The organism is uncultured Ferrovibrio sp. (assembly GCF_937960835.1).
Lineage (GTDB): Bacteria > Pseudomonadota > Alphaproteobacteria > Ferrovibrionales > Ferrovibrionaceae > Ferrovibrio.
Genome location: NZ_CALGPC010000002.1, coordinates 38,593 through 63,924, shown reverse-complemented (window position 1 = coordinate 63,924; position 25,332 = coordinate 38,593). Strand labels below are relative to the sequence as shown.

The 25,332-nt window shown below is 62.5% G+C and carries 21 protein-coding genes; 11 read left to right on the top strand and 10 right to left on the bottom strand.

The window, feature by feature from the left end:
* Nucleotides 1–35: 35 nt before the first annotated feature.
* Nucleotides 36–1,202 (top strand): ribonuclease D, encoded by a 1,167-nt coding sequence (gene rnd, locus Q0603_RS01170; protein ID WP_298720799.1) that lies wholly within the window; start codon nucleotides 36–38, stop codon nucleotides 1,200–1,202.
* A gap of 9 nt (nucleotides 1,203–1,211) precedes the next feature.
* Here rnd and Q0603_RS01165 read toward each other — a convergent pair whose 3' ends face one another.
* Complete coding sequence (locus Q0603_RS01165) at nucleotides 1,212–2,723, bottom strand: Ppx/GppA family phosphatase (protein ID WP_298720793.1); 1,512 nt, start codon at nucleotides 2,721–2,723, stop codon at nucleotides 1,212–1,214.
* 1 nt (nucleotide 2,724) lies between these two features.
* Nucleotides 2,725–4,902 carry an RNA degradosome polyphosphate kinase gene (locus Q0603_RS01160; RefSeq protein ID WP_298720790.1) on the bottom strand — a complete coding sequence of 726 codons (2,178 nt, stop codon included), beginning with the start codon at nucleotides 4,900–4,902 and terminating at the stop codon, nucleotides 2,725–2,727.
* A gap of 93 nt (nucleotides 4,903–4,995) precedes the next feature.
* On the opposite strand from Q0603_RS01160, the gene Q0603_RS01155 reads away from it, so the two are divergent.
* Both Q0603_RS01155 and Q0603_RS01150 read left to right on the top strand, forming a co-directional pair.
* Nucleotides 4,996–5,526, top strand: coding sequence for a histidine phosphatase family protein (locus Q0603_RS01155; protein WP_298720788.1), 531 nt, complete (start codon nucleotides 4,996–4,998; stop codon nucleotides 5,524–5,526).
* Between the two features lie 180 nt (nucleotides 5,527–5,706).
* Nucleotides 5,707–5,880 (top strand): DUF4169 family protein, encoded by a 174-nt coding sequence (locus Q0603_RS01150; protein WP_298720786.1) that lies wholly within the window; start codon nucleotides 5,707–5,709, stop codon nucleotides 5,878–5,880.
* A 9-nt stretch (nucleotides 5,881–5,889) separates the two neighbouring features.
* Here Q0603_RS01150 and Q0603_RS01145 read toward each other — a convergent pair whose 3' ends face one another.
* Nucleotides 5,890–6,684: an alpha/beta hydrolase gene (locus Q0603_RS01145; protein WP_298720784.1), complete on the bottom strand. Its 795-nt coding sequence runs from the start codon at nucleotides 6,682–6,684 to the stop codon at nucleotides 5,890–5,892.
* A 129-nt stretch (nucleotides 6,685–6,813) separates the two neighbouring features.
* The gene (locus Q0603_RS01140; protein ID WP_298720782.1) at nucleotides 6,814–9,240 is read right to left on the bottom strand and encodes an autotransporter outer membrane beta-barrel domain-containing protein; all 2,427 of its coding nucleotides are present in this window, start codon (nucleotides 9,238–9,240) and stop codon (nucleotides 6,814–6,816) included.
* Between the two features lie 180 nt (nucleotides 9,241–9,420).
* Between Q0603_RS01140 and Q0603_RS01135 the strand changes: the two genes are divergently transcribed.
* Both Q0603_RS01135 and Q0603_RS01130 read left to right on the top strand, forming a co-directional pair.
* Nucleotides 9,421–10,872: a HAMP domain-containing sensor histidine kinase gene (locus Q0603_RS01135; RefSeq protein WP_298720779.1), complete on the top strand. Its 1,452-nt coding sequence runs from the start codon at nucleotides 9,421–9,423 to the stop codon at nucleotides 10,870–10,872.
* Complete coding sequence (locus Q0603_RS01130) at nucleotides 10,869–11,573, top strand: response regulator transcription factor (protein WP_298720774.1); 705 nt, start codon at nucleotides 10,869–10,871, stop codon at nucleotides 11,571–11,573. The genes Q0603_RS01135 and Q0603_RS01130 overlap by 4 nt, the downstream gene beginning before the upstream one ends.
* Nucleotides 11,574–11,583: 10 nt before the next feature.
* Here the strand turns inward: Q0603_RS01130 and Q0603_RS01125 are convergent, their stop codons facing one another.
* Genes Q0603_RS01125 through Q0603_RS01115 form a run of 3 tightly spaced genes read right to left on the bottom strand, consistent with a single transcriptional unit; the run spans nucleotide 11,584 to nucleotide 14,425 of the window.
* Nucleotides 11,584–12,255 carry a DnaA/Hda family protein gene (locus tag Q0603_RS01125; RefSeq protein ID WP_298720771.1) on the bottom strand — a complete coding sequence of 224 codons (672 nt, stop codon included), beginning with the start codon at nucleotides 12,253–12,255 and terminating at the stop codon, nucleotides 11,584–11,586.
* The gene (locus Q0603_RS01120) at nucleotides 12,252–13,331 is read right to left on the bottom strand and encodes an AI-2E family transporter (protein ID WP_298720768.1); all 1,080 of its coding nucleotides are present in this window, start codon (nucleotides 13,329–13,331) and stop codon (nucleotides 12,252–12,254) included. The genes Q0603_RS01125 and Q0603_RS01120 overlap by 4 nt, the downstream gene beginning before the upstream one ends.
* Nucleotides 13,328–14,425: a DUF2066 domain-containing protein gene (locus Q0603_RS01115; RefSeq protein ID WP_298720765.1), complete on the bottom strand. Its 1,098-nt coding sequence runs from the start codon at nucleotides 14,423–14,425 to the stop codon at nucleotides 13,328–13,330. Before Q0603_RS01115 ends, Q0603_RS01120 begins: the two co-directional genes overlap by 4 nt.
* A 66-nt stretch (nucleotides 14,426–14,491) precedes the next feature.
* Between Q0603_RS01115 and purM the strand changes: the two genes are divergently transcribed.
* Together purM and purN are read left to right on the top strand one after the other, a co-directional pair.
* Nucleotides 14,492–15,571 carry a phosphoribosylformylglycinamidine cyclo-ligase gene (gene purM, locus Q0603_RS01110; protein ID WP_298720761.1) on the top strand — a complete coding sequence of 360 codons (1,080 nt, stop codon included), beginning with the start codon at nucleotides 14,492–14,494 and terminating at the stop codon, nucleotides 15,569–15,571.
* A complete protein-coding gene (purN, locus tag Q0603_RS01105; RefSeq protein WP_366132432.1) occupies nucleotides 15,571–16,221 on the top strand; it encodes a phosphoribosylglycinamide formyltransferase in 651 nt (216 codons plus the stop codon). Before purM ends, purN begins: the two co-directional genes overlap by 1 nt.
* 82 nt (nucleotides 16,222–16,303) lie before the next feature.
* On the opposite strand, the gene ndk is transcribed toward purN, so the two are convergent.
* Complete coding sequence (ndk, locus tag Q0603_RS01100; RefSeq protein ID WP_298720758.1) at nucleotides 16,304–16,726, bottom strand: nucleoside-diphosphate kinase; 423 nt, start codon at nucleotides 16,724–16,726, stop codon at nucleotides 16,304–16,306.
* 116 nt (nucleotides 16,727–16,842) lie between these two features.
* Here ndk and Q0603_RS01095 point away from each other — a divergent pair, with 116 nt between their 5' ends.
* Entirely contained in the window at nucleotides 16,843–18,765 is a 1,923-nt protein-coding gene (locus tag Q0603_RS01095; RefSeq protein WP_298720755.1) for an ABC-F family ATP-binding cassette domain-containing protein, read from the top strand.
* Between the two features lie 57 nt (nucleotides 18,766–18,822).
* Here the strand turns inward: Q0603_RS01095 and Q0603_RS01090 are convergent, their stop codons facing one another.
* Together Q0603_RS01090 and Q0603_RS01085 are read right to left on the bottom strand one after the other, a co-directional pair.
* Nucleotides 18,823–19,275 carry a DNA polymerase III subunit chi gene (locus Q0603_RS01090; RefSeq protein ID WP_298720753.1) on the bottom strand — a complete coding sequence of 151 codons (453 nt, stop codon included), beginning with the start codon at nucleotides 19,273–19,275 and terminating at the stop codon, nucleotides 18,823–18,825.
* A gap of 17 nt (nucleotides 19,276–19,292) precedes the next feature.
* Nucleotides 19,293–20,795 (bottom strand): leucyl aminopeptidase, encoded by a 1,503-nt coding sequence (locus tag Q0603_RS01085; protein WP_298720751.1) that lies wholly within the window; start codon nucleotides 20,793–20,795, stop codon nucleotides 19,293–19,295.
* A 185-nt stretch (nucleotides 20,796–20,980) separates the two neighbouring features.
* Here Q0603_RS01085 and lptF point away from each other — a divergent pair, with 185 nt between their 5' ends.
* From lptF to lptD, 3 genes are read left to right on the top strand one after another with little or no spacing between them, the layout of a single operon-like run.
* The gene (gene lptF / locus Q0603_RS01080; protein WP_298720748.1) at nucleotides 20,981–22,081 is read left to right on the top strand and encodes an LPS export ABC transporter permease LptF; all 1,101 of its coding nucleotides are present in this window, start codon (nucleotides 20,981–20,983) and stop codon (nucleotides 22,079–22,081) included.
* Nucleotides 22,081–23,175 (top strand): LPS export ABC transporter permease LptG, encoded by a 1,095-nt coding sequence (gene lptG, locus Q0603_RS01075; RefSeq protein ID WP_298720745.1) that lies wholly within the window; start codon nucleotides 22,081–22,083, stop codon nucleotides 23,173–23,175. The genes lptF and lptG overlap by 1 nt, the downstream gene beginning before the upstream one ends.
* Complete coding sequence (gene lptD / locus Q0603_RS01070; protein ID WP_298720742.1) at nucleotides 23,172–25,331, top strand: LPS assembly protein LptD; 2,160 nt, start codon at nucleotides 23,172–23,174, stop codon at nucleotides 25,329–25,331. The genes lptG and lptD overlap by 4 nt, the downstream gene beginning before the upstream one ends.
* Nucleotide 25,332 lies beyond the last annotated feature (1 nt).

Below are 25,332 nucleotides of genomic sequence, written 5' to 3'. Positions count from 1 at the left end.
TGGGCTGAGGCGTTGAGCATGCTAAGAGGCAGCACATGCGTGCCGACCCCTCCCCCATCACCACCACCGACGAACTCGCCCAATTCTGCGCCTCGCTGGCCGGGACGACCTACGTAACGGTGGACACCGAATTCATGCGGGAAACCACCTATTGGCCCAAGGTCTGCCTGATCCAGCTGGCCGGCCCGGATGAAGCCCGCGTCATCGACCCTCTGGCCGTCGGCCTCTCCCTGGAGCCGCTGTTTGAGCTGCTGCGCAACCCGAAGATTTTGAAGGTATTCCATGCCGCACGGCAGGACCTTGAGATCTTCACCAAACTGATGGGCCAGGTGCCCGCGCCGCTGTTCGATACCCAGGTGGCGGCCATGGTCTGCGGCTTCGGCGACCAGGTTTCCTACGAACAGCTGGCCTCCAAGCTGGCCGGCGCCCAGATCGACAAATCCTCGCGCTTCACCGACTGGGCGCGCCGGCCGCTGACCGAAAAGCAAATCCGCTATGCCCTGTCGGACGTTACGCATCTCCGCAAGATCTACGACAAATTGTCGGCCCGCCTGGAGAAAACCGGCCGCGCCGAGTGGCTGAGCGAGGAAATGGCCGTGCTGGCCGATCCCGCCACCTATGAGCTGCCGCCCGAGAATGCCTGGCGGCGCCTCAAGCCGCGCACCACCAAGGGCGAGTATCTGGCGGTGCTGCAGGCGGCAGCCGCCTGGCGGGAAGTGGAAGCGCGCAACCGCGATATCCCGCGGCAGCGGATCCTGCGCGACGAAAGCCTGATGGAAATCGCCGCCCATCCGCCCAAAACTCCGGAAGACCTGGAGCGCATGCGCGGCCTGTCAAAGGGCTTTGCCGAGGGCAAGATGGGACAAGGGCTGCTTGCCGCCATCGCCTCGAAACTAGCGGCACCCAAGGAGACCTGGCCGGTGCTCGAGCGCGAGCCGGAGCTGCCCCGCGGTATCGGCCCGCTGGTCGAATTGCTGAAAGTGCTGCTCAAGATGAAATGCGACGATCACGACGTCGCGCAGAAGCTGATCGCCTCGTCAGCCGATCTCGACAAGATCGCGGCCGACGACAATGCGGATGTGCCTGCCCTGCAGGGCTGGCGGCGCGAGATCTTCGGCGAGGATGCCCTGCGGCTGAAGCATGGCGAACTGGCGCTGGCGGCCGAAAAAGGCCGGATCAAGCTGGTCCGGCTGAAGGATTAGCCGCCCCCTTCAGCGCGCCTTAGCAACGCGCAACTCGATGCTCCGCCCCAGCGCCTTGCCCAGTGCCTCCATGCGGCGCTGCACGGCCTCACCATCCAGCACTGCATGCTGCGCTGGCAGTTCCAGGACGATGCCATTGCCGCTCGGCCGCAGCTTGCACTCGGCCAGAATGCCGGGCACGCCACCGGATAGCGTCTGAGCCAGGCGAAGCGCCAGACCGACGCGCAAGGCGTATTGGATTTCCTCTGCGTTCAGCAACTGCCAGGCCGGCGCCGCGACCGGATCGCTGGCAGTGCCGGTGTAGCGCGTGAATACGATCAGCGCCAGCAGTGCCCGCTCGTTCTGCAAAATCGCACCAAAAGGTGCATGCAGGATCAGCCCCAGCGATTGCTCGCCGCGATAATCCGGATGCACGCGCCAGGCGGTATCCGACAGGATTGCCGCCGCGTAACGAATGCGCTGCCGCGCCGGCGTGTCGCGCTCGAAGATGGGCGCAATGAATCGGTCGATCTCGGCGCCATGCTCGCCAAAGCGGCCCTCACGGTTTGCCATATGGAGGCAGTAAGCCAGCAGCGGATCTTCGCCGCGCTGGCGCTCATCCAGCAAGGCATAAGCCAGCCCCTCGCGCAGGCCATTGGCCGAGAAGATCACATCTTTGGGCTCCAGCATCTTCAACAGGCGTCGCATCACCAAAGCCGCAATCGGCAGCACATCCTGGCGTTTGCGCGGCACGCCTTCGACGCGGGCCAGGGATTCCTTGCTTTGCTTCGCCAGAAGGCGGGTGAAGTCATTCGCCTCGGCGCGCGGCAGCGAGTATTGATGGATGATGTGCAAGGGGCTGTGCTTCTGCGCCATATGCACGCGGGCAATGGCGCGCCACGAACCGCCCACGGCATAGAGCGACTTGCCCTTCCACTTCTTCAGCCAGCCGACTTCGCTGATCTTTTCGTCGATATAGGCCTTCACGACGGCATAGGAACCGAGATTGGCAATGCGCAGCGGCCCCAGCGGCAGCGTAACGCTGTCGCCAAGCTTCAGACCATCGACAGCCACCAGTTCCAAACTGCCGCCGCCCAAGTCGCCGATGACGCCGCAGGCATCGGGAATGCCGGAGAGCACGCCATAGGCCGAATAGGTTGCCTCCTCCTGACCTGACAGAATGCGAACCTTCTCGCCCGTGTCGCGTTCGATCTGCCTCACAAAAGCGGGACCGTTGCTGGCATCGCGTACGGCAGCGGTGGCCACGATCTGCAACGCCCGCACCTTCATGTGCCGCGCCAAGGCAACAAAGCGACGGATGGCGGCCAGCGCCTGACGCGCCCCCTCCTCGTCCAGCGCGCCCGTTTCGCTCAAGCCGCGGCCGATGCCGCAAAGCACCTTTTCATTGAACATCGGCGTCGGCGCGCGCGACGGCTCATCGAAAACGACAAGACGAACGGAGTTCGACCCGACGTCGATGACGCCAAAAGGCAAACTGCCCGTTACGGCGAGACTTTTGTAAACCGATTGTGCGACTGCCATCCTAGCTCGTCTTCAACTGTAAGCGCGGAATTGCTTCGGGCTTCTTCAATGCCTTGCCGCGCCCAGACAAGCTCGGGTTGGTCATGAAATAGGTATGCGCGCTGAAAGCATCGGGATCGGTCGAGGCGCGGATATACTTATCGCCTTCGACAAGATACCAGCTTTGTGCCTGATCCTTCAGATTGGCAACCATGATCTGATCCAGAATCTGCTCGTGCACGGTGGGATTCTCAATCGGGACCAGCACTTCGACGCGGCGGTCGAAATTGCGCGGCATCCAATCCGCAGAAGATATGAAAACCTTGGCCTCCGGCGACGGCAAGCCATGGCCAGAGCCGAAGCAGACAATGCGCGAATGCTCTAAAAAGCGGCCGATCAGGCTCTTCACCCGGATCGTTTCGCTAAGCCCCGGCAAACCCGGCCGCAGGCAGCAGATGCCGCGCACGATCAGATCGATCTGCACGCCGGCCTGGCTCGCCTGATACAGCGCATCGATCACAACGGGATCAACCAGACTGTTCATCTTGGCCCATATCGCCGCCGGCCGTCCCGCTTCCGCATGACGGATTTCCTCGGTGATCAGCTCCAGCAAACGAGGCCGCAGCGTGTAAGGCGAGATTGCCACCCGCTTCAGATTCTCCGGCGCCGCATAACCGGTTAGAAAATTGAACAGGCAGGTCGCGTCGTGGCAGAGCTCGGGATCATCGGTGAAGAAACTCAGATCCGTATAAACGCGCGCGGTGTATGGATGATAATTGCCGGTACCAAAATGCGCGTAGGTATTGAGCTGGCCACCCTCGCGGCGGATCACCAGCGAAATCTTGGCATGCGTTTTCAGCTCGATGAAGCCGTAGACCACCTGGACGCCGGCACGCTCCAGGTCGCGTGCCCATTTGATGTTGGCGGCCTCATCGAAACGCGCCTTCAACTCAACAAGCGCCGTTACAGACTTGCCGGCTTCCGCAGCCTCGATCAGCGTGCGCACGATCGGGCTGTCATCAGAGGTGCGGTAAAGCGTCTGCTTGATCGCCACAACCTGCGGATCGGCTGCCGCCTGACGCAGGAACTGCACCACTACGTCGAAGCTTTCATACGGATGATGGACGACAATGTCCTTGTGCCGAATTGCGGCAAAGCAGTCGCCGCCGAAATCGCGGATACGCTCCGGAAAACGCGGACTGAACGGCGGGAATTTCAAGTCGGGCAGATCATCGACGATCAGCTTCTTGGTATCGGCAAGACCAAGCAGGCCATCAACGGGGATCACCGTTTCCGGGCTGACGCCGAGTTCCTCGCAAACGAACTTGCGCAGGTCATCTGGCATGTCGTGGTTGATCTTGAGGCGGATCACGTTGCCGCGGCGGCGACGCTTGAGCGCTGTTTCGAACAGCCGCACCAGATCCTCGGCCTCTTCCTCGATTTCGATATCGCTGTCGCGCGTGATGCGGAACAGGCCCGAGCCCAGAATTTCGTAGCCAGGAAACAGCTTGCTGAGAAACAGCCCGACCAGATTCTCCAGCGACAGAAAGCGGATATGCTCGCCTGGCAGGCGCACGAATCGCTCGACCTGGCTCGGCAGCGGCAACAGCGCGTTCAGGCTGCGGCCGTCACGCATCCGCCGCATCTGCATCACCATCGCGAAACCCAGATTGGGGATAAACGGGAAGGGATGCGCGGGATCGATGGCCAGCGGCGTCAGAACCGGAAAGACATGGGCGAGGAAATAATCCTCCAGCCACTTGCGATCGTCGGCAGTGAGATGATGCGGCTCCAGCACATGGATGCCAGCTTCGGCAAGTTCGCGGATTAAGTTGCGCCAGCAAGCCTGCTGCTTAATCATCAGCTCGGTGGCGTCCTGGGTGATCAGCGCCAGTTGCTGCGCGGGTGTCAGGCCGTCCTGGCTATGCTCCTCGATACCGGCGCGGATCTGGCCGTACAGGCCTGCGACGCGGACCATGAAGAACTCATCCAGATTGTTGGCCGAGATCGACAGGAAGCGCAGGCGTTCCAGCAGCGGGTAGCGTTTGTTGTTCGCCTCCTCCATGACGCGCAGATTGAAGGCGAGCCAGGACAGTTCGCGGTTTATGAATCGCTCGCGCGGGCTGAGCGTGATCGGGGGCCGCGCCAGGGGGGCGCCCTCGGGGGGGACGGCCTGGAGATTTTCCGCCAATTGCTGCATATCTGGGCCTCTGTTGCTTCCGGGTATAGGTCTAACGCCCGATCATGTCAAAGCAGCGACAACCGCTCGCCCCCTCGCGCTAAGGATGATTCCATGCTCCGGCTCTGGCTTCTGCGGCATGCCAAATCGGCCTGGGACGACCCCGAGCTGGACGATTTCGCCCGACCATTGAGCCCGCGTGGCGAGAAAGCCTGCCGCCGGCTAGCCCGGCATATGTCCGAGCGCGGCATCCGGCCCGATCTGGTGCTGTGCTCGCCCGCCACTCGCACTCGACAGACCTGGGAGCGGCTGGAAAAACGCCTCGCCCCAACCCCGCCCGACCAAATCAAGACCCGCTTTGAGGCCAAGCTTTATCTGGCTGAGGCGGCCGTCCTGCTCACCGTTATCCGCACTGTGCCCGCCACCTGCCGGGAAGTGCTGCTGATCGGCCACAATCCCGGGTTGGAGGATTTCGCGCGGCGCCTGACCGGGACCAGCGCGGGCAACGCCCTCGCCCGGCTGGAAGAAAAATACCCGACGGCAGGCTTGGCCGAGCTCTGCTTCCCGGTGGAAAACTGGCCGCAGGTCAAACCGGGGGCTGGGTTTCTGGCCAGTTTTGTAACACCGCGCCAACTGGACGGCTGAAAGTCGTAAGGGGCTGACCTGAGCCGGTCGGCGCAAGGGATGCCAAACCAGCCCATCCCGTTCAGCCATCAGCTCCATGCCCGGGAGGGATATTGGCAACACGGAGCGCCCCCTGGACCACCCCTGCCCTTGCCGCCCGGCATTTGGTATCCTGACACGGTTCAGCAGCAGGATTCATCCGTGGCCGATCTGATCAACCTCAACAAGGCCCGCAAGGCGCGGCAGCGGGAGGAGGCCAAGGCGAAGGCGGCCGAGAACCGCATCCGCTATGGCCAGCGCAAGTCCGACCGCGATGCCGCGCGCAAGGAGGAGGCCCGCTTCCAGCGGAAGCTCGACGGCAAGAAACTCGAATAGTCTTCTTTCTTACTGCGCCTGCTCACAGGGCAACGGCATCCGCAGTAGCGCAGGCCATTGCTCGGTCCAGCCCTCGCCATGCGTTGCCACCACACGGCTCACCGCCGCGCAGCGTCCGGCATTCTTTGCGAATTGCTCGATTACGAAAGCCGGAATGACCGTATCCTTAGTTCCCATAAAATGGCGCTGCGGCATCGCGGCAAGCGCTGGGGCCATGGCCGCGATGTCGATGGCGGTGGGCATGGGGGAAACGCGATGAAAGCGGGTGATCGCCGCCGGATCGAGATTGCCCGCCACGGTGCGCAGCGAAACAACATCCTGCCGCCGCGCTGCCAGGGCAGCGGCGATGGCCGCGCCGCCAGAATAGCCGACCAGATGCACGCGCATGTTGGCCGGCTTTAATTGCGTGAGCGCCTGATCGATGGCGGCTATGGCGGATTGATCGAAGCGTCCATCCGTCCAGGTCTCGATCCGGCAGGATGGCTGACGGCTGAGATCGACATACATGCAGGGGCGCGCGATGGCGATCACATTCGGCGCCGGGTCGCGCGCCGCCAAAGCAAGGCCGAGAGGATGGCGCGGTGTGGGATCGGGCGATGGCCGGTTGCGATCCAGCCAGGCCAGGCCATCGCCTTCGATATAGACATGCACCGGCTGCGATGGATCGCTCATGCGCTTCCACGCCGCCAGACGATAAGACGTGGTCTGCGTCGTCCGGAATTGCAGGCCGGCCGGTGCGGCGATCTTCTCCGCGCTTGCGAAACGGTCCGCTGCGCAGCCCGCCAGGCTAAGGCCTGCGGCCATGACGAGGGGCAGGATGCGAGGAATCAAACTACGGGGTATTAAACGGCGCCGCTGCATGCCGGAACCCTAACAGGGGTGGCGGCAGCTTGCCCACCCCTGCTGTCGCCAATCAGGCATCGATGCTTGGCATCACAGCGCGATTTTGGCGCGTCCTGAGAAGGTGTGGTCCTGGGCATCGCGGGCGAGGCTGCCGCCATAGCCGATGCTGAAGGTCAGGCCCTCGCCAAGGTCGATCACATCAAGCCCAAGGCCGATCTCAAGACTGTCGCGCTCCATCTCAGCACCCGTCACCGAGAACCGTGCATCCGGCAGCAGCGCAAAAGCCGCATCCATCCGCGGCGCATCCGCAGCAAACTGATGCGCCCAGCCAAGGCTTACCATCGGCGACAGACGCGTCTCCTTCCCAGCCTGGATGTCAAACTCCCAGCTCGCGCCAACACGGCTCACAAAGCTGTCACGCGTGAAGCTGCCATAGCGAAGGTTCGCCGTTTCGGCCCCGCTCTCGGTGAACGCGCCCTGCCAGTAGCGCTGGGCCGTCACCCCCGCAAAGGGACGCAGCACAGCATGGACATCCTCGCTGCGCGCAACCTCAAGGCCCGTGCTGACCTGCAGCCCAGCCCCAAGGCTCCAGCCGTCATTCTCCCCCTTCGCCGTGGCAGTTGCCACACCCAGCGTGACAGTGCGGCTCTGCTCGCCGTAATGGCGGCCGCCCATCAGGGTGCCGTCCAGGCGGATGCCCCAGTCCTCCAGACGGCCATAGAGGTCCAGGAAGCCCGCCTTGGCATCCGCCGTGCCGCCGTCATTGTCGATCTCCGTGCGGCTGCCGACATAGCCAAACGACACGCCCGCCGTCACACGCTCAGGCTCCAGCGCGAAGTCAAGCCCGCCGGCAAAGCCGCCGGTCCGCGTATCCGAGCCGGCGATGCCGTTCTTCGCATCCACAGACCCGAAGCCGCCCAGCACGGAAACCCAGGCGCCATGATCAGGCGAGGCATCACCCGTCGAGATGCCGCTGCGGCGCCCCGCATCGGCACTGTCGCCTGTGCCGCCAAAGCGCGTCGGCGCCGTCGCCCCGGGCTGCGCCGTGTTGTGGTTGAGCACCGTCGACACCACCGAGGCCGCCGAGACCGTCGGCATCGCCGCCATCGTCGTCGTCGTCTGCCCCGACAGCGAGGTCAGCGCAGCTGCCTTCTGCGCAGGCGGCAATGCGTCCAGCACCGCGATCAGGTTGGTCAGCTGGGAATTGCCGCGCGCCGCATCCAGCACCGCTGCCGCAGCCGTGCCGCTCGCCGTCGTCGCAGCAGGAACAAGCTGACCGCTGTGCCCGCCGCCACCGCCAACGTTGTCGTTGCCACCGTCATCGTCATCATCGTCGTCACTGTCAGGATCGGCATAGGTGCCGAGCTTGACCGTTATCTCATTGGCCGTGTAGCTGGCCGATGCAGCTATGGTTTGCCCTCCGTACAGCTCAATGGTGCTGAATTTGCCGGTAATGCCTTTGGCTGCCGTCAGGATCGAGAATGAGCCATCCGAGAACAGCCCCAAGCCGGGGAAAAGCTCCAGTGTGGTGTTCTTGGCGATGCTCGCACTGCCACCGACGACCAGCCTGCCGGCGGTGTATGCTATCACCGGCGAATAGGCCGTGCCCGATTTGAAGACGACATTTCCACCCACAGCCAGGTCGCTGAAGGTCCTTACCTTGCCATTTGAAACCGTCAGGTTGCCTTTGATGACGACATTTGTTGCGGATGCACCAAAAAAGCCACCTGCTACGTCAACATCGGCATTGTGCTCGCCGAGGAGCATGACCATGCCCCCGGTGACCCGCAGGTCGCGCTTGGGGCCGCCACTGCTGCGCGACACATTCCAGTTGCCATCGGCGAATTCAAAAATCTCAAAACCGCTGTTGTCCGATTTTATGAAATTGTCCAGATCGACTTCTTCGTCCTCCAGAAACGTCATCTCCTTCGAAGCCCGGAAGGTATCCTTGGTGGTCCTGGCTTCCATATAGGAGGCGAGGTCGAAATTACTCGTCTCCACGGTGACGCGGGCCGTGCTGTCAAGGATCAGCCCGCCATTGGGATTAAGCACGGCGCTTGGCTTGAAAAAGATTTCGTAATGGTTGCTCTCTCCCCCCTCCAGGCTGATCAGGGGCTGGGTCGTACCCTCGTTGGTCAGCGTCCCCTCGACAACGATCTTGCCGCTGCCTTGGCCGAGCGAAATCAACGGGCCGCCGGAGGTAGACATCTCCACGCCGGAACCGATGTTGAGCTGGATGCCCGTCCCGCCATTGCCGCTGATCAGCGGGCCGTTGTTGATCCAGTCGGCGGAAACATTGACCGTTACATTGTCATAGCCGCCAATATCGAGTCCATTGCCGGCGATCAGGCTGTCGCAGTTCAGGGTGACGCCATCACCGACACTGGCGCCGCAAAGAGGCGCCGCTGAGGCAGGCAGCGCATAGAGAGCCGTCAAGGCCGTTCCCGCCAAAGCCGCGTTGCGCACAGAAAGCATCGCGTTACGGGGTGCAACGCGCAGACAGAAGCCAATGATCATGGTTCCCCCCAAGGCACTGCTAATGCCAGGCTGATGAATTACTCTTTTCACAAGAATGGGGGGGGTCCTGTCTTCCTACCAATCCCGACCAATTCTTACAGAATCTGACAAACACCCACCTCTGCCCCGCTCCTTTCAAGGCTAGGCAGATGGCAGAGGATGGGACAGGATGCGGCCGCAATGCTCGACCTGAAATCCATCATCATGATGCTCGGCGTTACCGTCACCCTGCAGGGGGTGGTGTGGATCTACGTCTGGGCCATGCAGCGCAGGTTTTACGAATTGCGGCTGATCGCGGCCGGCTCGATTGTCGGCGCGGTCGGCATGTATATGATAATCCTGCGCGGCCCGGCGCCGCCGGCCTGGCACATCGTGCTGGACAACGCCGCCATCAATGCCGGCCTGGTGCTGATCGTCAGCGGGCTCGCCCGCTTCCTCAATCAGCCCGCCTATCCCGTCATCGGCATATCCTGCATCGTCTTCACCCTGCTGTTCTGGCCACTGGCGCTGTATCTGGACCCGGCCAATGTGGCGCCGAGGATTTACGCCACCTCAGGCGTGACCATCATCATCATGCTGATGGCGATCCGGACGATGCTGAACGACCGGACCCAGCCGAAGTCGCTGCGCATCGCGACGATCATCATCCTGCTGACCCACGCCGTCGCCTCTGCCGCGCGCAGCATGCAGATTGCACTCGACTCTGCCGGTACCGAACTGCCAAACGCGAACGGCCAGGCCTGGTATTTCTTCGAGAGCAATCTGTTCATGATGACGCTGTTCCTGGCGATGATGATGATGGTCGGCGTACGCATGGCCTCGGATCTGCGTCAGCGGAATGCCGAGCTTGAACGCGAGGTAGGCGAGCGCCGGCGCCTGCAGGAACAGCTCTCCCAGAGCCTGCGTACCGAGAAGGCCCTGCGAGAGGAACAGCGTCAGCTGCTGCGGATGGTCAGCCACGAATTCCGCACGCCGCTCGCGATCATCGACCGCGCTGCTGAAATGATCGAGGTCGTGCTGGACAAACCACCGGGGACCGTGGAGATGCGCCTGAGCAGCATCCGCGGGGCCGTGCGACGGCTGCTGATGCTGATCGACCGCTTCCTGGATTCCGAACGCCATCCGGCCGAACTCGTGCAGCCGAGCCAGATGACCATCGACGATTTGTTCGCCCGCGTCACTCATCATTTCGACGATCCACACACCATCAAGCGGCTGTCCTTCTCGACGGATTCCGCCTTGCCGGCCTATGGGGGCGATGCCGAGATGCTGGCTACGGTCATGGCAATCATTATTGACAATGCCCTGAAATATTCCGACGAAGACAGCCCGGTCGAAATCGCGGCCGGCCTGGACGGCGATGCCATTCTCATCACCGTGACGGATTGCGGCATCGGTATTCCTGCCGACGAAATGCCGTCCATCGGCCGCCGCTTTTTCCGCGCCTCCAACACCAAGCCGGCGACCGGCACCGGGATTGGATTGCACAGCGCCCGGCAATTGCTGGGCTATCACCATGGCGATCTGAGCCTGCGAACCAGGCCTGAAGGCGGCACCATCGTGACGATCCGCCTGCCGCTGCCGGGACTGGTGCCCGTTACCGAAAGCAAGAAGGACTCTAAAGCAGCATGACGACGCGTATCCTGGTCGTCGAAGACGAACCCTCGCTCCGTACCGATCTCGTCGATTACCTCGCCATGCGCGGTTTTGATGCCACGGGGGTCGGAACCGCGCGCGAGCTGCGCGGCACCCTCGCCGAGGGACCCTTGCCCGACATCGTGATCCTGGATATCGGCCTGCCGGACGGCAACGGCTTCGACCTGGCGGGAGAGATCCGCGCCCGCGCCGATTGCGGCATCATCATGCTGACCGCCTTGGGCGAAGCGGACGACCGGATCAAGGGCTTCGAAAGCGGCGCGGATATCTACCTCGTCAAGCATAGCAGCCTGCGCGAGATCGAAGCCACGATCCACAGCCTGCTCCGGCGCCTGCAGGACCCGCGCAGCACGGCCGTCAACCGTGTGCCGGATCAGTGGATACTCAACCGCAGCGCTTGGCAACTGGTGGCGCCCAACCGGGTGGAGATCAAGCTCACCGCCACCGAACTGGCCTTCATGGGCGCGTTGCTCGAGAATGCCGGTCAGCCCTGCTCACGCGAGATGCTGGCAGAAGTTCTGGCGCATCCGCAGACCAGCTGGGACAACCGCCATCTCGATGCCGTGGTCAACCGGCTGCGCCGCAAGATCAAGGACGCTTCCCAGCTGGAGGCGCCGATCAAGATGATCTATGGCCGCGGCTACACCTTCAGCGCGCCGGGCCGCATCGAAAACTAGAAACCGAGAACTAGAAACCGTTCTCGTCCTCCAGCACCTTGCGGGTCAGTGCCACGGTGACCGCGCGACCCTGCGCCAGGGCTGCGGCATCGAGGGCGGCGACCCAATGGCGGGCAGCGTGACAGGAGCGCTCGATCCGAGCCACCAGGTATTTCACGACGTCTTCGCCGACATTGAGCTGCCGGTCGGCGAACAGCTTGACCAGCACAGCGGCCAGGAGCGCATCGTCCGGCTCTTCGATGCCCTGGGCCGGCATGGCTTTCAGGCGCGACATCAGATCGGGCAGTGCATAAGGCCATTGCGCGGGCGGAGACGATCCGGTGAGCAGCAGGCTATGGCCGCGCTCGCGCATCAGGTTGACCAGATGGAACAGCGCGACGGGATCGCCTACCCGGTCGGCATCGTCCAGTGCCAACGGGCGCTGTGCCAGTTGATCGACCGTAGATGCGGTCAGCGCATCCGCGCCAATCACCTGCGCCTGCGGCACCTGCGCGGCCCAGATATGCGCAAGATGCGTCTTTCCCGTGCCCGCGTTTCCATGCAGCGCGAGTGCGTTATTTGGCCAATCGGGCCAGCGGTCGAGCCAGCCCAGCGCGGCTTCGTTTCCGGGCACGACCAGGAAGTCCTCGCGCGCCCAGGAAATCGGCAGCGTGAGGCCAAGGCTGAGTTGACGCGTCTTCATAGATGGGGATCGAGCGGTGTGCCGGGCTTGTAGAGTTTGCTTTGGCGATAGCGTTCCAGCGTATAGCGGGCCAGCACGCCAATGACCGCGAACATCGGCACCGCCAGCAGCACGCCGACGAAACCGAACAGACTGCCGCCTGCCAGCAGGGCGAAAATGACCCAGACGGCGTGCAACCCGACGCGATCGCCGACCAGCTTGGGCTGCAGGAAATTGCCTTCGATGAACTGGCCAAGGGCAAACAGGCCGGCGACGGCGCCGATCCAGATCCAGTCCGGCCAGAACTGCACGAGAGCCACGCCCACCGATGCAATGAAGCCGAGCGCCGAACCGACATAGGGAATGAAGGAGATCATGCCGGCAGTGATGCCGATGAACAGGCCGAACTGCAGACCCAGGGCGGTCAGGCCGATGCCGTAGAAGAAGGCCAGGAACAGACAGACCATCACCTGGCCGCGCACGAAACCGGCCAGCACGCGGTCGATCTCCATGGCCTGCGTGCGGATGGTTTCGACATGGTCGCGCGGCAGATAGGCATCAATGCGCGCGATCATGCGATCCCAGTCACGCAGCAGATAGAAGGCAACTACCGGCGTGATGACCACCAGCGACAGGGCATTGAAGACGGCCCAGCCGCCGCCCAGCAGGCCATTGACCACCTCACCCAGTACCTTCATCGCCTGCTCGCGATTGTTGCTGAGCGCCTGCTGAACCTCGAATTGCAGGTCGATGCCGAAACGCGCCGCAACATCCTGCACATAGGGCATCACGCGGTGACGCAGCATGCCCATATATTCCGGCAGCCGCTCGATAAAAGCGCCAAGCTGGCTCACCACCACCGGGATCAGCAGAATGAACAGCAGCAATGCCACCAGGAAGAAAATTATGACGATCACCGAGGTGGCCAGGGTACGGGACAAACCCCGGCGCTCCAGCCAGTCGGCCACCGGATCAAGAAAATAGGCGATCGCCATGCCTGCCACGAAGGGCAGCAGAATGGGGCTCAGCAGTACCAGCAGGGCAATGGTAACGGCTGCGATGATGCCCCAGGCGGCATATTGCTGTCGTTCGGTCACTGCTTGCGGCTCCGCAGCTGCCAGAAGCCGTCACGCTGCTCCAGCATGATGTCGCGCTGCGCCAGCGCGACGGCAAGCTGATCCGGATCGCCGTAGAACTCGATCAGCAGCTGGGCATCGCGATGGCTCAGGCGCTGCACTTCCACCTTGCGCAGGCCCGGCACGCCATTCAGCGAGTTGCGCAGCGTGGTCCATTCCGCCAATCCGCCAAACAAGGCGGCGGCGCTGAGCTGGCTCTGCTTTTCCAGATCGATCACGGTGGCGGCCTTCCAGCGCGCCTCAATGCGGCGCGTCATATCCATCGCCGCATTCGTCAGCACCTCTTCCTGGGTACCACCCGTCATCACGAAGCGCTCCAGGCTGTCGAGGAAGGTCGCGCTGCCGTCGTGATAGGGATAGATCTCGATCCGGATATTGCCGAGTTCCTGCTGCTGCAAGGTGGCGGGAACCACCAGGACATCCTCGAAGCCGAGCTTGCGTGCGAAGGTGCGCAACTCATCCGGGTTGCCGAGCAGGCGATCCAGCGGCGGACCATCCTCGCGCGCCGGTGCGATGCTGAGCGGCACCAGGCCGCTGCCTTCCGGCCGCCGCAGCCAGGCCTCGCGCCATGGATTGTCCGCTTCCCACAGGCGGTCGCCCGACGGTGCCTGCCAGACCGGGATCACCAGGACCGGGCGGCTCTGCGTTTCTGAATAAGGCAGCCGGGCATCCTGCAGCAGGCGCCGGATCATGTCCGGGTAGAAGCTGACGGTAATGCGGCCGATATAGCGCGTCGGCGAGGTGCGCTCTTCGTCGATCTCGAAGCCGGCAACGCTCTGATTCAGCACCGCCTCGCTGGGGCGCGGCAGGCGCCCGTGATCTTCCGGCAAGGTGAGACGGCGCAGCAGCTGCGTGAATGCGCGGCGCTGGCCCTCGGCGATGGCAATGGGCCGTGCCGCAGCGGCACTCTCGGCGCTGGCATCGACAGGCACACCTGAAACCGTAAAGGGATTGGCCGCGCGGCGTTCGGGGCGAACACCCTGCGCCTCCGCCGGGGCGCTTGCCGCAAGCCCCAGAAGACCAGCAAAAAGGATGGAAAACCATGGTCTTAGCAAGCGCGCCTGGAGCATTGCAAACGGGGACGGAATGGGTATGTTGGCCGGCATCCACTCTAGCCCATCGTGGAGGCCACCATCAACACGTCGCCGCTTTATAAGGCTGCCGGTGTCGATATCGACGCGGGCGAGGCCCTGGTCGATGCCATCAAACCGCTGGCTGCTTCCACGCGCCGCAAGGGAGCCGATGCCTCGCTCGGCGGCTTCGGCGCATTGTTCGATCTCAAGGCGGCGGGCTTCACCGATCCGATCCTCGTGTCTTCGACGGATGGTGTCGGCACCAAGCTGAAGATCGCCATCGAAACCGGCCGCCATGACGGCGTCGGCATCGATCTGGTGGCCATGGTGGTCAACGATATTCTGGTGCAAGGCGCCGAACCCCTCTTCTTCCTCGACTACTACGCCACCGGCAAACTGGACGTGGAAGTTGCCAAAAATGTGATCGCCGGGATTGCCGAGGGCTGCCGCCAGGCCGGCTGCGCCCTGACAGGCGGCGAGACCGCCGAGATGCCGGGCATGTATGCGGCGAAGGATTACGACCTTGCCGGCTTTGCCGTCGGCGCCGCCGAGCGCGGCCGTCTGTTGCCGCGCGATGTGCAGCCGGGGGATGTGCTGCTGGGTCTGGCCTCCTCGGGTGTGCATTCGAATGGCTTTTCGCTGGTGCGCAAGGTGATCGCCGATAACGGCCTGTCCTTCGAATCGCCGGCACCGTTCGACACGGCCAAGCCGCTGGCCGAGATCCTGATGGTGCCAACCCGCATCTATGTGAAAAGTTGCATGCCGCTGGTGCGCGACGGCCGCATCAAGGCGATGGCGCACATCACCGGCGGCGGACTGGTCGACAACGTGCCGCGCGTTCTGCCCGACGGCACCAAGGCGGTGATCGATGCCAAGAGCTGGACGATGCCGCCGGTGTTCAAATGGCTGAAGGCCGCCGGCAGGATTTCCGATGCCGAGATGGCGCGCGCCTTCAATTGCGGCATCGGTCTGGTCGTGGCCGTGGCGGCGGATCAGGCGGATGCCGTCCACTCGGCGTTGCAGGCCGCCGGCGAAACCGTTTCGCGCATCGGCCGGATCGAAGCCCTGGCCGACAAGAGCGCCGAGCCGGTCACCGAAGTCGTCAACATGGCCGAGGCCTGGAACTGATGATGGACCGCAAGGCTGTCGCCGTCCTGATCTCGGGGCGCGGCAGCAACCTGCGCGCCCTGGTCGAGGCGGCAGACCAGCTTGATTTTCCGGCCCGCATCGCGCTGGTCCTGTCGAACAATCCCACGGCAGAGGGGCTCGACTACGCGCAGGCGAAAGGCATCACCACGGCAGTGATTCCCAGCAAGGGCCGCACACGCGAGGATTTCGACGCCGAAGTGAACGAAACCCTGCGCACCCATGGCATCGAACTGGTCTGTCTTGCTGGCTTCATGCGCATCCTGACCGAAGGTTTCGTGCAGACATGGACAGGCCGGATGATCAACATCCACCCTTCCCTCCTGCCTGCCTTCAAGGGCGTGAAGGTACATGAGCAGGTGGTCGCCTCCGGCGTGCGCTTTACCGGCTGCAGCGTGCATTTCGTCACGCCCGGGATGGACGAAGGCCCGATCATCATCCAGGCTGTGGTGCCGGTGCCAATTGATGCGACACCCGAGACCGTCGCCGCTGCCGTGCTGGAACAGGAACACCGGATTTATCCGACCGCGCTGCGCTGGCTGGCGGAAGGCCGGCTTTCCATCGAGGGACAGGTCGTGCGTGTGAAGGATGCGACCGCGGCCAGCGGCGTAATGATCTCGCCTTCTGTCTGAGGCGCTTCTGACGCAGCGTATTCAGAAAGCAAAAAGGCCCGACAATGCTGCCGGGCCTTTCGCATTTCAGAAAACTGAAAAATCAGCCGACGATCTCGGTGCCCGAGAAGAAATAGGCGATCTCGACGGCAGCCGTCTCCGGCGCATCCGAGCCATGCACCGAGTTGGCTTCGATGCTCTCGGCGAATTCCTTGCGGATGGTGCCAGGCGCAGCATTGGCCGGATTGGTGGCGCCCATCACTTCGCGATACTTGGCGATGGCGTTCTCGCCTTCCAGCACCTGCACGACCACCGGGCCGGAGATCATGAAGTTGACCAGGTCCTTGAAGAAGGGACGCTCCTTGTGCACCGCATAGAAGGTCTCAGCCTGCTTCTGGCTCATCCAGATGCGCTTCTGGGCGACGATGCGCAGGCCGGCGGCTTCGATCTTCGCGTTGATCGCGCCGGTCAGATTGCGGCGGGTGGCATCCGGCTTGATGATCGAGAAGGTACGTTCAATCGCCATGGTCGGATTGTCCTTTCAGGCATTGGCGGGAAAAAAGGTCGCGGCTATATAGAGGCTCCGCCGCACCCCCGCAACTCCTGGCGTGACCGCCGGGCTTAGAAATTCTCGGATTTCCGATGCTGACCTTCCGTGACCTGACCTACCGGATCGCCGGGCGCGTCCTGCTGGACCACGCCTCAGCCACGATCCCGGCCGGCCACAAGGTCGGCCTGGTAGGCCGCAACGGGACCGGAAAATCCACGCTTTTGAAGGTGATCTGCGGCGAATTGCAGACCGAAACCGGCGGGGTTGAGCTGCCCGAGCGCTGCCGCATCGCCAAGCTGCCGCAGGAGCCGCCGGGCGGCAGCCAGACGCCGATTGGCTATGTCCTGGCAGCCGATGCGGAACGCGAGGCCCTGCTGGCGGAAGCCGAGGCGCTGGAGCAATCTAGCCGCATGGAGGACGCCGAGCGGATCGCCGAGGTGCATCTGCGGCTCTCCGAGATCGACGCCCATAGCGCCCCGGCGCGGGCGGCGGTGATCCTCGCCGGCCTGGGCTTTGACGAAGTGATGCAGAACCGGCCGCTGGACAGCTTTTCGGGCGGCTGGCGCATGCGCGTCGCTCTGGCAGCAACCCTGTTCGCGGAACCAGACCTGCTGCTGCTCGACGAGCCGACCAACCACCTCGACTTGGAAGCGTCGCTGTGGCTGGAAGGCTATCTGAAAAACTATCCGCGCACCTTCCTGCTGGTCAGCCATGACCGGCATTTCCTGAATAATGCAGTCGAGCATATCCTGCATATCGACAACACAAAGCTGGTGCTCTATCGCGGCAATTACGACAGTTTCGAAGCCGAACGCCGCGCCCGCATGGAGCAGCAGTCGGCACTGGCAGCGCGCCAGGCTGAGCAGCGCCGGCATCTGCAGGAATTCGTCGACCGCTTCCGCGCCAAGGCCTCCAAGGCGCGCCAGGCGCAAAGCCGTCTGAAGATGCTGGCGAAGATGCAGCCGATCGTGGCTGCCATCGAAGATCCGACCGTGATCTTCCGCCTGCCCGAGCCCGAGGAACTGGCGCCGCCGATCATTGCGCTTGAGAATGTTGCCGTCGGCTATCAGCCCGGCAAGCCGGTCCTGCGCAGCCTGAACATGCGGATCGACATGGACGACCGCATCGCCATGCTGGGCGCCAACGGCAATGGCAAATCGACGCTGGCCAAACTGCTGTCGCGGCGCCTTGAGCCGCAGGCAGGCAAGATGCACCAGACCAACAAGCTGCGCATCGGCTATTTCGCCCAGGACCAGGACGAAGTGCTCGATCCGGACCGCACGCCGGTCGAGCATATGCAGGATCTGATGCCCAAGGCGACGGTGGAGCAGATCCGCACGCGGCTAGGCGGCTTTGGCCTGACCGGCGACAAGGCGAATACGGCAGCCGGCAAGCTCTCCGGCGGGGAACGCGCACGCCTGCTGTTTGCCATGGTGACACATCACACGCCGCATCTTCTGATCCTCGACGAGCCGACCAACCATCTCGACATGGATACGCGCGATGCGCTGGTGCAGGCGGTGAACGAGTTCAAGGGCGCCGTGATCCTGGTCAGCCACGACCGGCATATGGCGGAGGCCTGCGCGGACCGCTTCTGGCTGGTGGCCGACGGCACGGTGAAGGATTTCGACGGCGATCTCGACGATTACGCGCGCCTGCTGGCGGAACGCCGGAAAGCAGCGCTGGCAAGCGAGCGCGGCGCCAGCGGCGAGAAATCGGCTGCCGACCGCAAGGCGGAGCGCAAGCAGGCGGCAGTCATGCGCCAGATGCTCGCACCGCTGCGCATCGCTGTGCAGAATGCCGAGAAAGCCTTGGCCAAGCTGAATGCCGAGAAGGCCAAGCTGGACGCCAAGCTGGCCGATCCGAAAACCTACGAGACGTTATCGGCCGTCGCCCAGGCCGACCTGCAGAAGCAGCATGGCGAACTGGTGAAGAAGATCGAGGCCATGGAAGACGCCTGGCTGGAAGCGCAAGAGAAACTGGAAGAAGCACAGACCGACGCGGCGCAGGCCTAAGCCGCTACGTCATCCTCGGACTTGCCCCGAGGATCTCTCTCAGCTTGCCCGAGATCCCTACCCCTCCGCCTTCTTGACCCAGCCGGTTTCAGATTGCTGCCAATAGGTCAGCTTGTGGCCGGCGTCCTTTGCGCGTTTCCAGCGCATGCGTGCTGCCTGCACGGCGTCTTCGTCATTGCCGTCGAAAAGATCGCAGACCCGGTCATAGACGGACACATCAGCCGTATCCGCGCCATCCACGAGGAACAACACCTGAGCGCCGTTGGGCCGCTCGTCCTCGGTGGTCAGGTAGATCGGCTGCTTGTCCTCGAAGCCATCAGCCTTGACGCCGTGCGGCAGGAAACTGGCACGCCCATAGGTCCACAGCACATTATTCAGATCATCGATGCGCTCCGGCGTGCCGCCTTTCACGACGGCGCGCCAGCCGCGCTGCAAGGTCTTCTCCAGCAGTTCCGGCAGCACCTGTTCAAGGCGCCGCCGGGTCAGATGATAGAAGAGCAATTCGGTCATGCTGGAGAGGAGCGCGATCAGCGCTCCTCGTAATGATCCGCGATGAGGCGGTTCAGCAGGCGCACGCCGAAGCCGGTGGCACCTTTCGGCACCGTGGCCTTGTCCTTCTTGCTCCAGGCGGTACCGGCGATATCAAGATGCGCCCAAGGCGTCCTGTCCTTGACGAAGCGCTGCAGGAACTGCGCGGCCGTAATCGAACCGGCGCCGAAACCCGGCCCGGCAATGTTCTGCATGTCAGCGATCTGCGACTTCAGGCCTTCGTCGTAAGCATCGGACAACGGCATGCGCCAAAGCAGCTCATCCTCGGCCTTGCCGGCTGCGGTCAGGCGTTCGGCTAGCTTGTCGTCGTTGGAGAACAGGCCAGCATGCTCATGTCCCAGCGAGATGATGATCGCGCCGGTCAGGGTGGCGAGATCGACCATCGCCTGGGGCTTGAAGCGTTCCTGTGCATACCACATGGCATCGCAGAGGATCAGGCGGCCTTCAGCATCCGTATTCAGCACCTCGATGGTCTGGCCCGACATGGACTTCACCACGTCGCCCGGGCGCTGCGCCTTGCCGTCGGGCATGTTTTCCACCAGCGCCACGACGCCGACGACATTGGCCTTGGCCTTGCGGCCAGCGATAGCGGCCATGGCACCGATCACCGCGCCGGCGCCGCCCATATCCCACTTCATCTCCTCCATGCCGGCGGACGGCTTGATCGAGATGCCGCCGGTATCGAAGCAGACGCCCTTGCCGACCAGGGCGACTGGCTTGGTGCCCTTCTTGCCACCATTCCACTGCATGACGACGAGCTGGGACTCACGCTCCGAGCCCTGGCCGACGCCCAGCAGCGCGCCCATGCCGAGCTTTTTCATTTCCCGCTCACCCAGCACCTCGACCTTCACGCCGAGCTTGGCCAGCTTGCGACATTCGGCCGCCAGGGATTCCGGATAGATGACGTTGGCGGGTTCGGTAACCAGATTGCGGGTCAGAACCACGCCGTCAGCCAGCTTGTCAAGCGGCTGGTAGAGCTTGCGCGCTGCCGCGGCCGCGCCGGTGAGAACGGCGACCGAGCTCAGGGACGGCTTTTCCTTATCCTTTAAGGTGGTGCGGTACTTGTCGAAGCGATAGCCGCCAAGCCGCGCGCCCAGAGCGGCCCGGGCCGCCGCCTCGGCAGCCGGCAGAACCGCGCCTTTCGGCACTTCGGCCACAATGGCGAGTTCCGTCTCGCCCGAGGTCATCAGGCGGCGGACCGCCTCGCCCCCCAAAGCCTCGAAAGCGGTAGCCTTGACGTCGACCGGCTTGCCCAGGCCGGCGAGCAGGACGCGCTTCAGCCCCCCACCCGGCGCCAGCACCTCCAGCCACTGCCCCTTGGCACCGGAAAACCGGGCCGCGGCCGTCATGGCCCGGGTCAGGGCGCCGCCGACGGCCTTATCGATCTGCTGGCCCAGAGGCCCCAACTGCCGCCCCTCGGCAACGCTGAGGACGACACTGCCCTTCTTCGGGGTCTTGGCTTCGACAATGGCGATTTTCATGATGCTCCAATCCGGCTGAAATTCGGGTGTCTGACCGGCCGAGCACTATAGCGGCGGCGGCGGCGGCCGATCAATCCGCGACGGCAGGCGATTCGCCGAATCTTCTTTATGGACCAAGCCCTTCTTTTCGGTTCTGGGCTGTGGCCAGCAAGGGTGGAATCGTTATACTGCCGGCGATGCGCGGAGTGACCCTATACATCATGCGCCAGATCGCCTGGCCGCTGCTGTTTGCCACCTTCACCCTCACTGGCGTGATCTGGCTGACCCAGTCGCTGCGCTTCATCGACCGCATCGTCAACAACAACCTTGCTTTTGGCGATTTCTTCTACCTGACGATCCTGGTGCTGCCCAACATCGTCGCCATCATCCTGCCGGTGGCGGCGTTTTGCGCCACGCTTTATGCCTTCAATCGCCTGGCCGGCGATGCCGAGACCATCGTGCTGTCGGCCGCAGGCTTCAGCCGCCTCGCGCTGGCTCGTCCGGCCTTGTACATCTCCGTGGTGATCATGGCGGTGATGTACGTCATCCTGCTGTACCTGATGCCACTCGGCGCCCGCACGCTGCGCACCACGCAGTACGAATTCCGCAATGACCTGGCGGGCATGGCCATCCTTGAGGGCGTATTCAACACGCCGACATCGGATTTGACAGTTTATGTGCGTGAGCGCGAGCCCAATGGCGACATGATCGGCGTTCTGGTGCATGACAACCGCAATCCGGAACAGCCGGTGACCATGATGGCGGAGAAAGCCACTCTGCTGCGCACGCCGCAGGGACCGCGGCTTTACATGGTCAATGGGAACCGTCAGCAGATCAGCGCTGACCGGCAATCGCTCTCGCTGCTGTATTTCGACAATTACAGCCTCGATCTTGAGAGTTATGCCCGGAAAGAAGGCGAAGGCTGGCGGGAGCCTTCGGAACGTTATCTCAACGAACTCTTTTCGCCGAACATGGACGATCGCGCCGATCAGCAGAACTACGGCAAGCTGATAGTGGAAGGTCATCGCCGGCTGGTTACCCCCCTCTATGCGCCCGCGCTGATCCTGATCGCCGTTGCCAGCGTCCTGGGCGGTGAGTTCAGCCGTCGAGGACAAGGCCGTAGGCTGGCCGTGGGCGCTACCATTGCCATCGCATTGCAGATTCTCAGCTTAGGCGTGACGCATCTGGCGGCTACCTCCTTCGTCCTGATCCCATTAATGTATCTCACGCCAATTGTTTTTCTCGTCGGCGCTGCACTGATGCTGCGCGAGCCGACAATGCCCGCCCGCGTGCCACGGGAGGCGTGATGCGGCAGTCGCTGACTCTCTCGATGTATTTCGGGCGCCACTACTTCATGGCGATCCTGACCGTATTCATCGTCCTGGCGGTGCTGGCTTTCAGCTTCGATACCGTTGAGTTGCTGCGCCGCGCCAGCAAGGTACCGGATGCGCCGCTTGGGCTGGTGCTTGAGATGTCGCTACTGAAGCTTCCGTCCTTGCTCTCGAAATTGTTTCCGTTCGCGGTCCTGTTTGGCGGAATGCTGGCCTTAAGCCGGCTCACCCGCTCTCAGGAGTTGACCGTCAGCCGCGCCGCCGGCGTGTCGGTCTGGCAGTTCCTCTTCCCCGGCCTGGCAATCGCCTTCCTGTTGGGCGTGTTTGTCGTGACCGTCTACAATCCTTTGTCAGCCGCGATGCTCACGCGCTATGAGGCGATAGAGGCAAAGGCGTTACGCGGCCGGAGCAGCATGCTGGCTGTCTCATCGGGGGGCTTATGGCTGCGCGAGGCGGATGCAACGGGACAGATTGTCATCCATGCCCTTCGGGTCGCCCAGCAGGGCGTGCGCCTGCACGATGCCATCCTGTTTTACTTCGAAGGCAATGATCACTTCGTCAAACGCATCGATGCCGCCACGGCCTTTCTCGAGGAAGGCCACTGGTCACTGCAGAATGTGGTGATAAGCTATCCCGATCGGCCGACCGAGCGCTACCAGACGCTGCGCGTCGCAACCAGCCTGACCTTTGACCGCATCCAGGAAAGCTTTGCTTCACCCAGCACCATTTCCTTCTGGGAATTGCCGTCCTTCATAGCGACCCTGGAGGCTGCCGGCTTTTCCGCCGTTCGGCATAGATTGCATTTCTACTCGTTGCTGGCCTTGCCGGTGCTGTTGTGCGGCATGTTTCTGGTGGCTGCCAGTTTCAGCCTGCGGCTAACCCGCCGCGGCGGCATCGGCTTCATGCTGGCAGGTGGCGTAGGCACCGGATTTTTGTTGTATTTCAGCGTTGAATTGACCCAACCGTTTGGACTGAACGGCACCCTGCCGGTGCCACTGGCAGCATGGGCACCTACCGCCGTCTTTTTCATGCTCGGCACGTCCCTGCTGTTTCACCTGGAGGATGGATGAGCCGGGGCCGCAATCGCTTTCTAAGCCTCTCCGTCTGCTTCTGGCTCGCAACATCCGCCCTGGCTTTCGCTCAAACCGGGACGGATGCACCCGTGCTGGTGACCGCCGACAGCCTGACTTACGACCAGGAATTCGGTGTCGTCAAAGCAGCAGGCGGCGTCGAACTGGCGCAGGGTGGTCGAACCCTGTTGGCTGATCTGGTCAGCTACAGCGAACGCGACGATAAAGTCGTCGCCAGTGGCAATGTCACGCTCATGGAGCAGGATGGCTCAGTGCTGTTCGCCGATTACATGGAGCTGACCTCCGGCATGCGGAATGGCTTTATCCGCGATATATCCTTTCTGCTGAGCGACTATTCGCGCGGTGCTGCGGCCTACGGCGAACGCCGGGACGGCAACACCACCGTCATGCATAAAGCCGTATACACGACCTGTGAGCTTTGCCCAGATGACCGCACGCGGCCGCCGCTATGGCAGATTCGCAGTGATCGCGTCATCCACGACCAGCAAGCACAGGAAATTATGTACCGGGATGCATGGTTTGAAATGTTTGGCATCCCCATATTGTATACGCCCTACTTCAGCCACCCGGATCCGACGGTCAATCGGCGCAGCGGTTTTTTGCCGCCAAGCTATTTGAGCAGCGCATACTTCGGCCAAGCCTTTCGTGTTCCGTATTACTATGTCGTTGACGATAACACGGACGTCACGCTCATGCCGCAATACTCCACAGATCAAGGCGGCATGATGTATGGGGAACTGCGCCAACGTCGTGCAACCGGTGAATATTGGGTGGATGCCAGCATCACCCAGGCAGACAAGTACGACAACAAGAGCGGTGACGAATTCCGCGGCCACATCCGCGCAAACATGGCCTTCCGCTATAATGACGATGTCACCTGGGGGGCAAATATCTTCCGTGCCTCAGACGATACATATCTGAACCTTTACAACATTCCGGAATACTCGGCGGTCAATGCCCTAACCAGCCGTGTTTATGCTCAGGCGATCAATAATCGCCACTTCGCCGCAATAAATGCCTTCTCCTTCCAGAATCTGCGGGCGGGTGTACGCTCGGACACTGTTCCGATTGCTGCGCCGATCTTCGACTATAGCGCGATCATGGAACCAGGCGACTATGGCGGACGCTGGGCTTTTGACGCGAATATGGCGTCGATATATCGGCAGGCCGGTACAGATATGCGTCGTCTTTCCACTACCGTTTCCTGGACGCAGCCCTACTACGCATCTACCGGTGAAATTTTTACGGCGACGGCTCTGCTGCGTGCGGATGGCTACTGGGTCAACGATGTCGATGAATCGCTGGGCATGATCCCGTCCGGCAATGACGGTTCCAATTTCGCCGGCCGCGCCATTCCGTTAGTGGCGCTTGACTGGCGCTATCCATTTGTGCGCGACGAAGGCAAGGTCCGTCAGCTCATCGAGCCAATCGTCAGCGCTGTGATCACGCCACATGGCGGCAATCCTGACGATATTCCGAATGAAGATTCGCTCACCCTCGAATTCGATGAGACCAATCTGTTCAATTACAACCGTTTCCCCGGCTATGATCGCTGGGACGGCGGCCCGAAGCTCAATTACGGCCTCCGTGCCGCCGCCTACGGTCAATCAGGTGGCTACTCGGAACTCCTGCTCGGCCAGTCACTGCGAACCCGCGAGACCCATATTTATGCGGAGGGCGCTGGTCTTAATGATCGGCTGTCGGACTATGTTGGCCGCCTGACCATCTCTCCCGGACGCTATATAACCCTAGTCGATCGCATTCGTCTCGCGCAGAACAAGAATCTGGATGTCCAGCGACACGAACTGACAACCACGCTGGGCACCAATACCACTTACCTCAGCCTCACCTATGCCAATGTAGCGGACACCGATCTGGTCGACGACGGCATTGGAGATCAGGAGGCCGTCAGCGGCGCTTTACGCCTGCAGTTGACGAAGTACTGGGGTACGGAGTTCCGTCATACGCGGGAGCTGGGTTCGGAGGGCGGTTCACTGCTGAATTTTGGCGCCTTGCGCTATACCGACGAGTGTTTCGATATTGTACTCTTCGCCCAGCGGACCTTTACCGTGAACCGGGATATCCAACCGGACACCACCATTGGTTTCCGGTTCCGAATTGCAACCTTCAACTGAG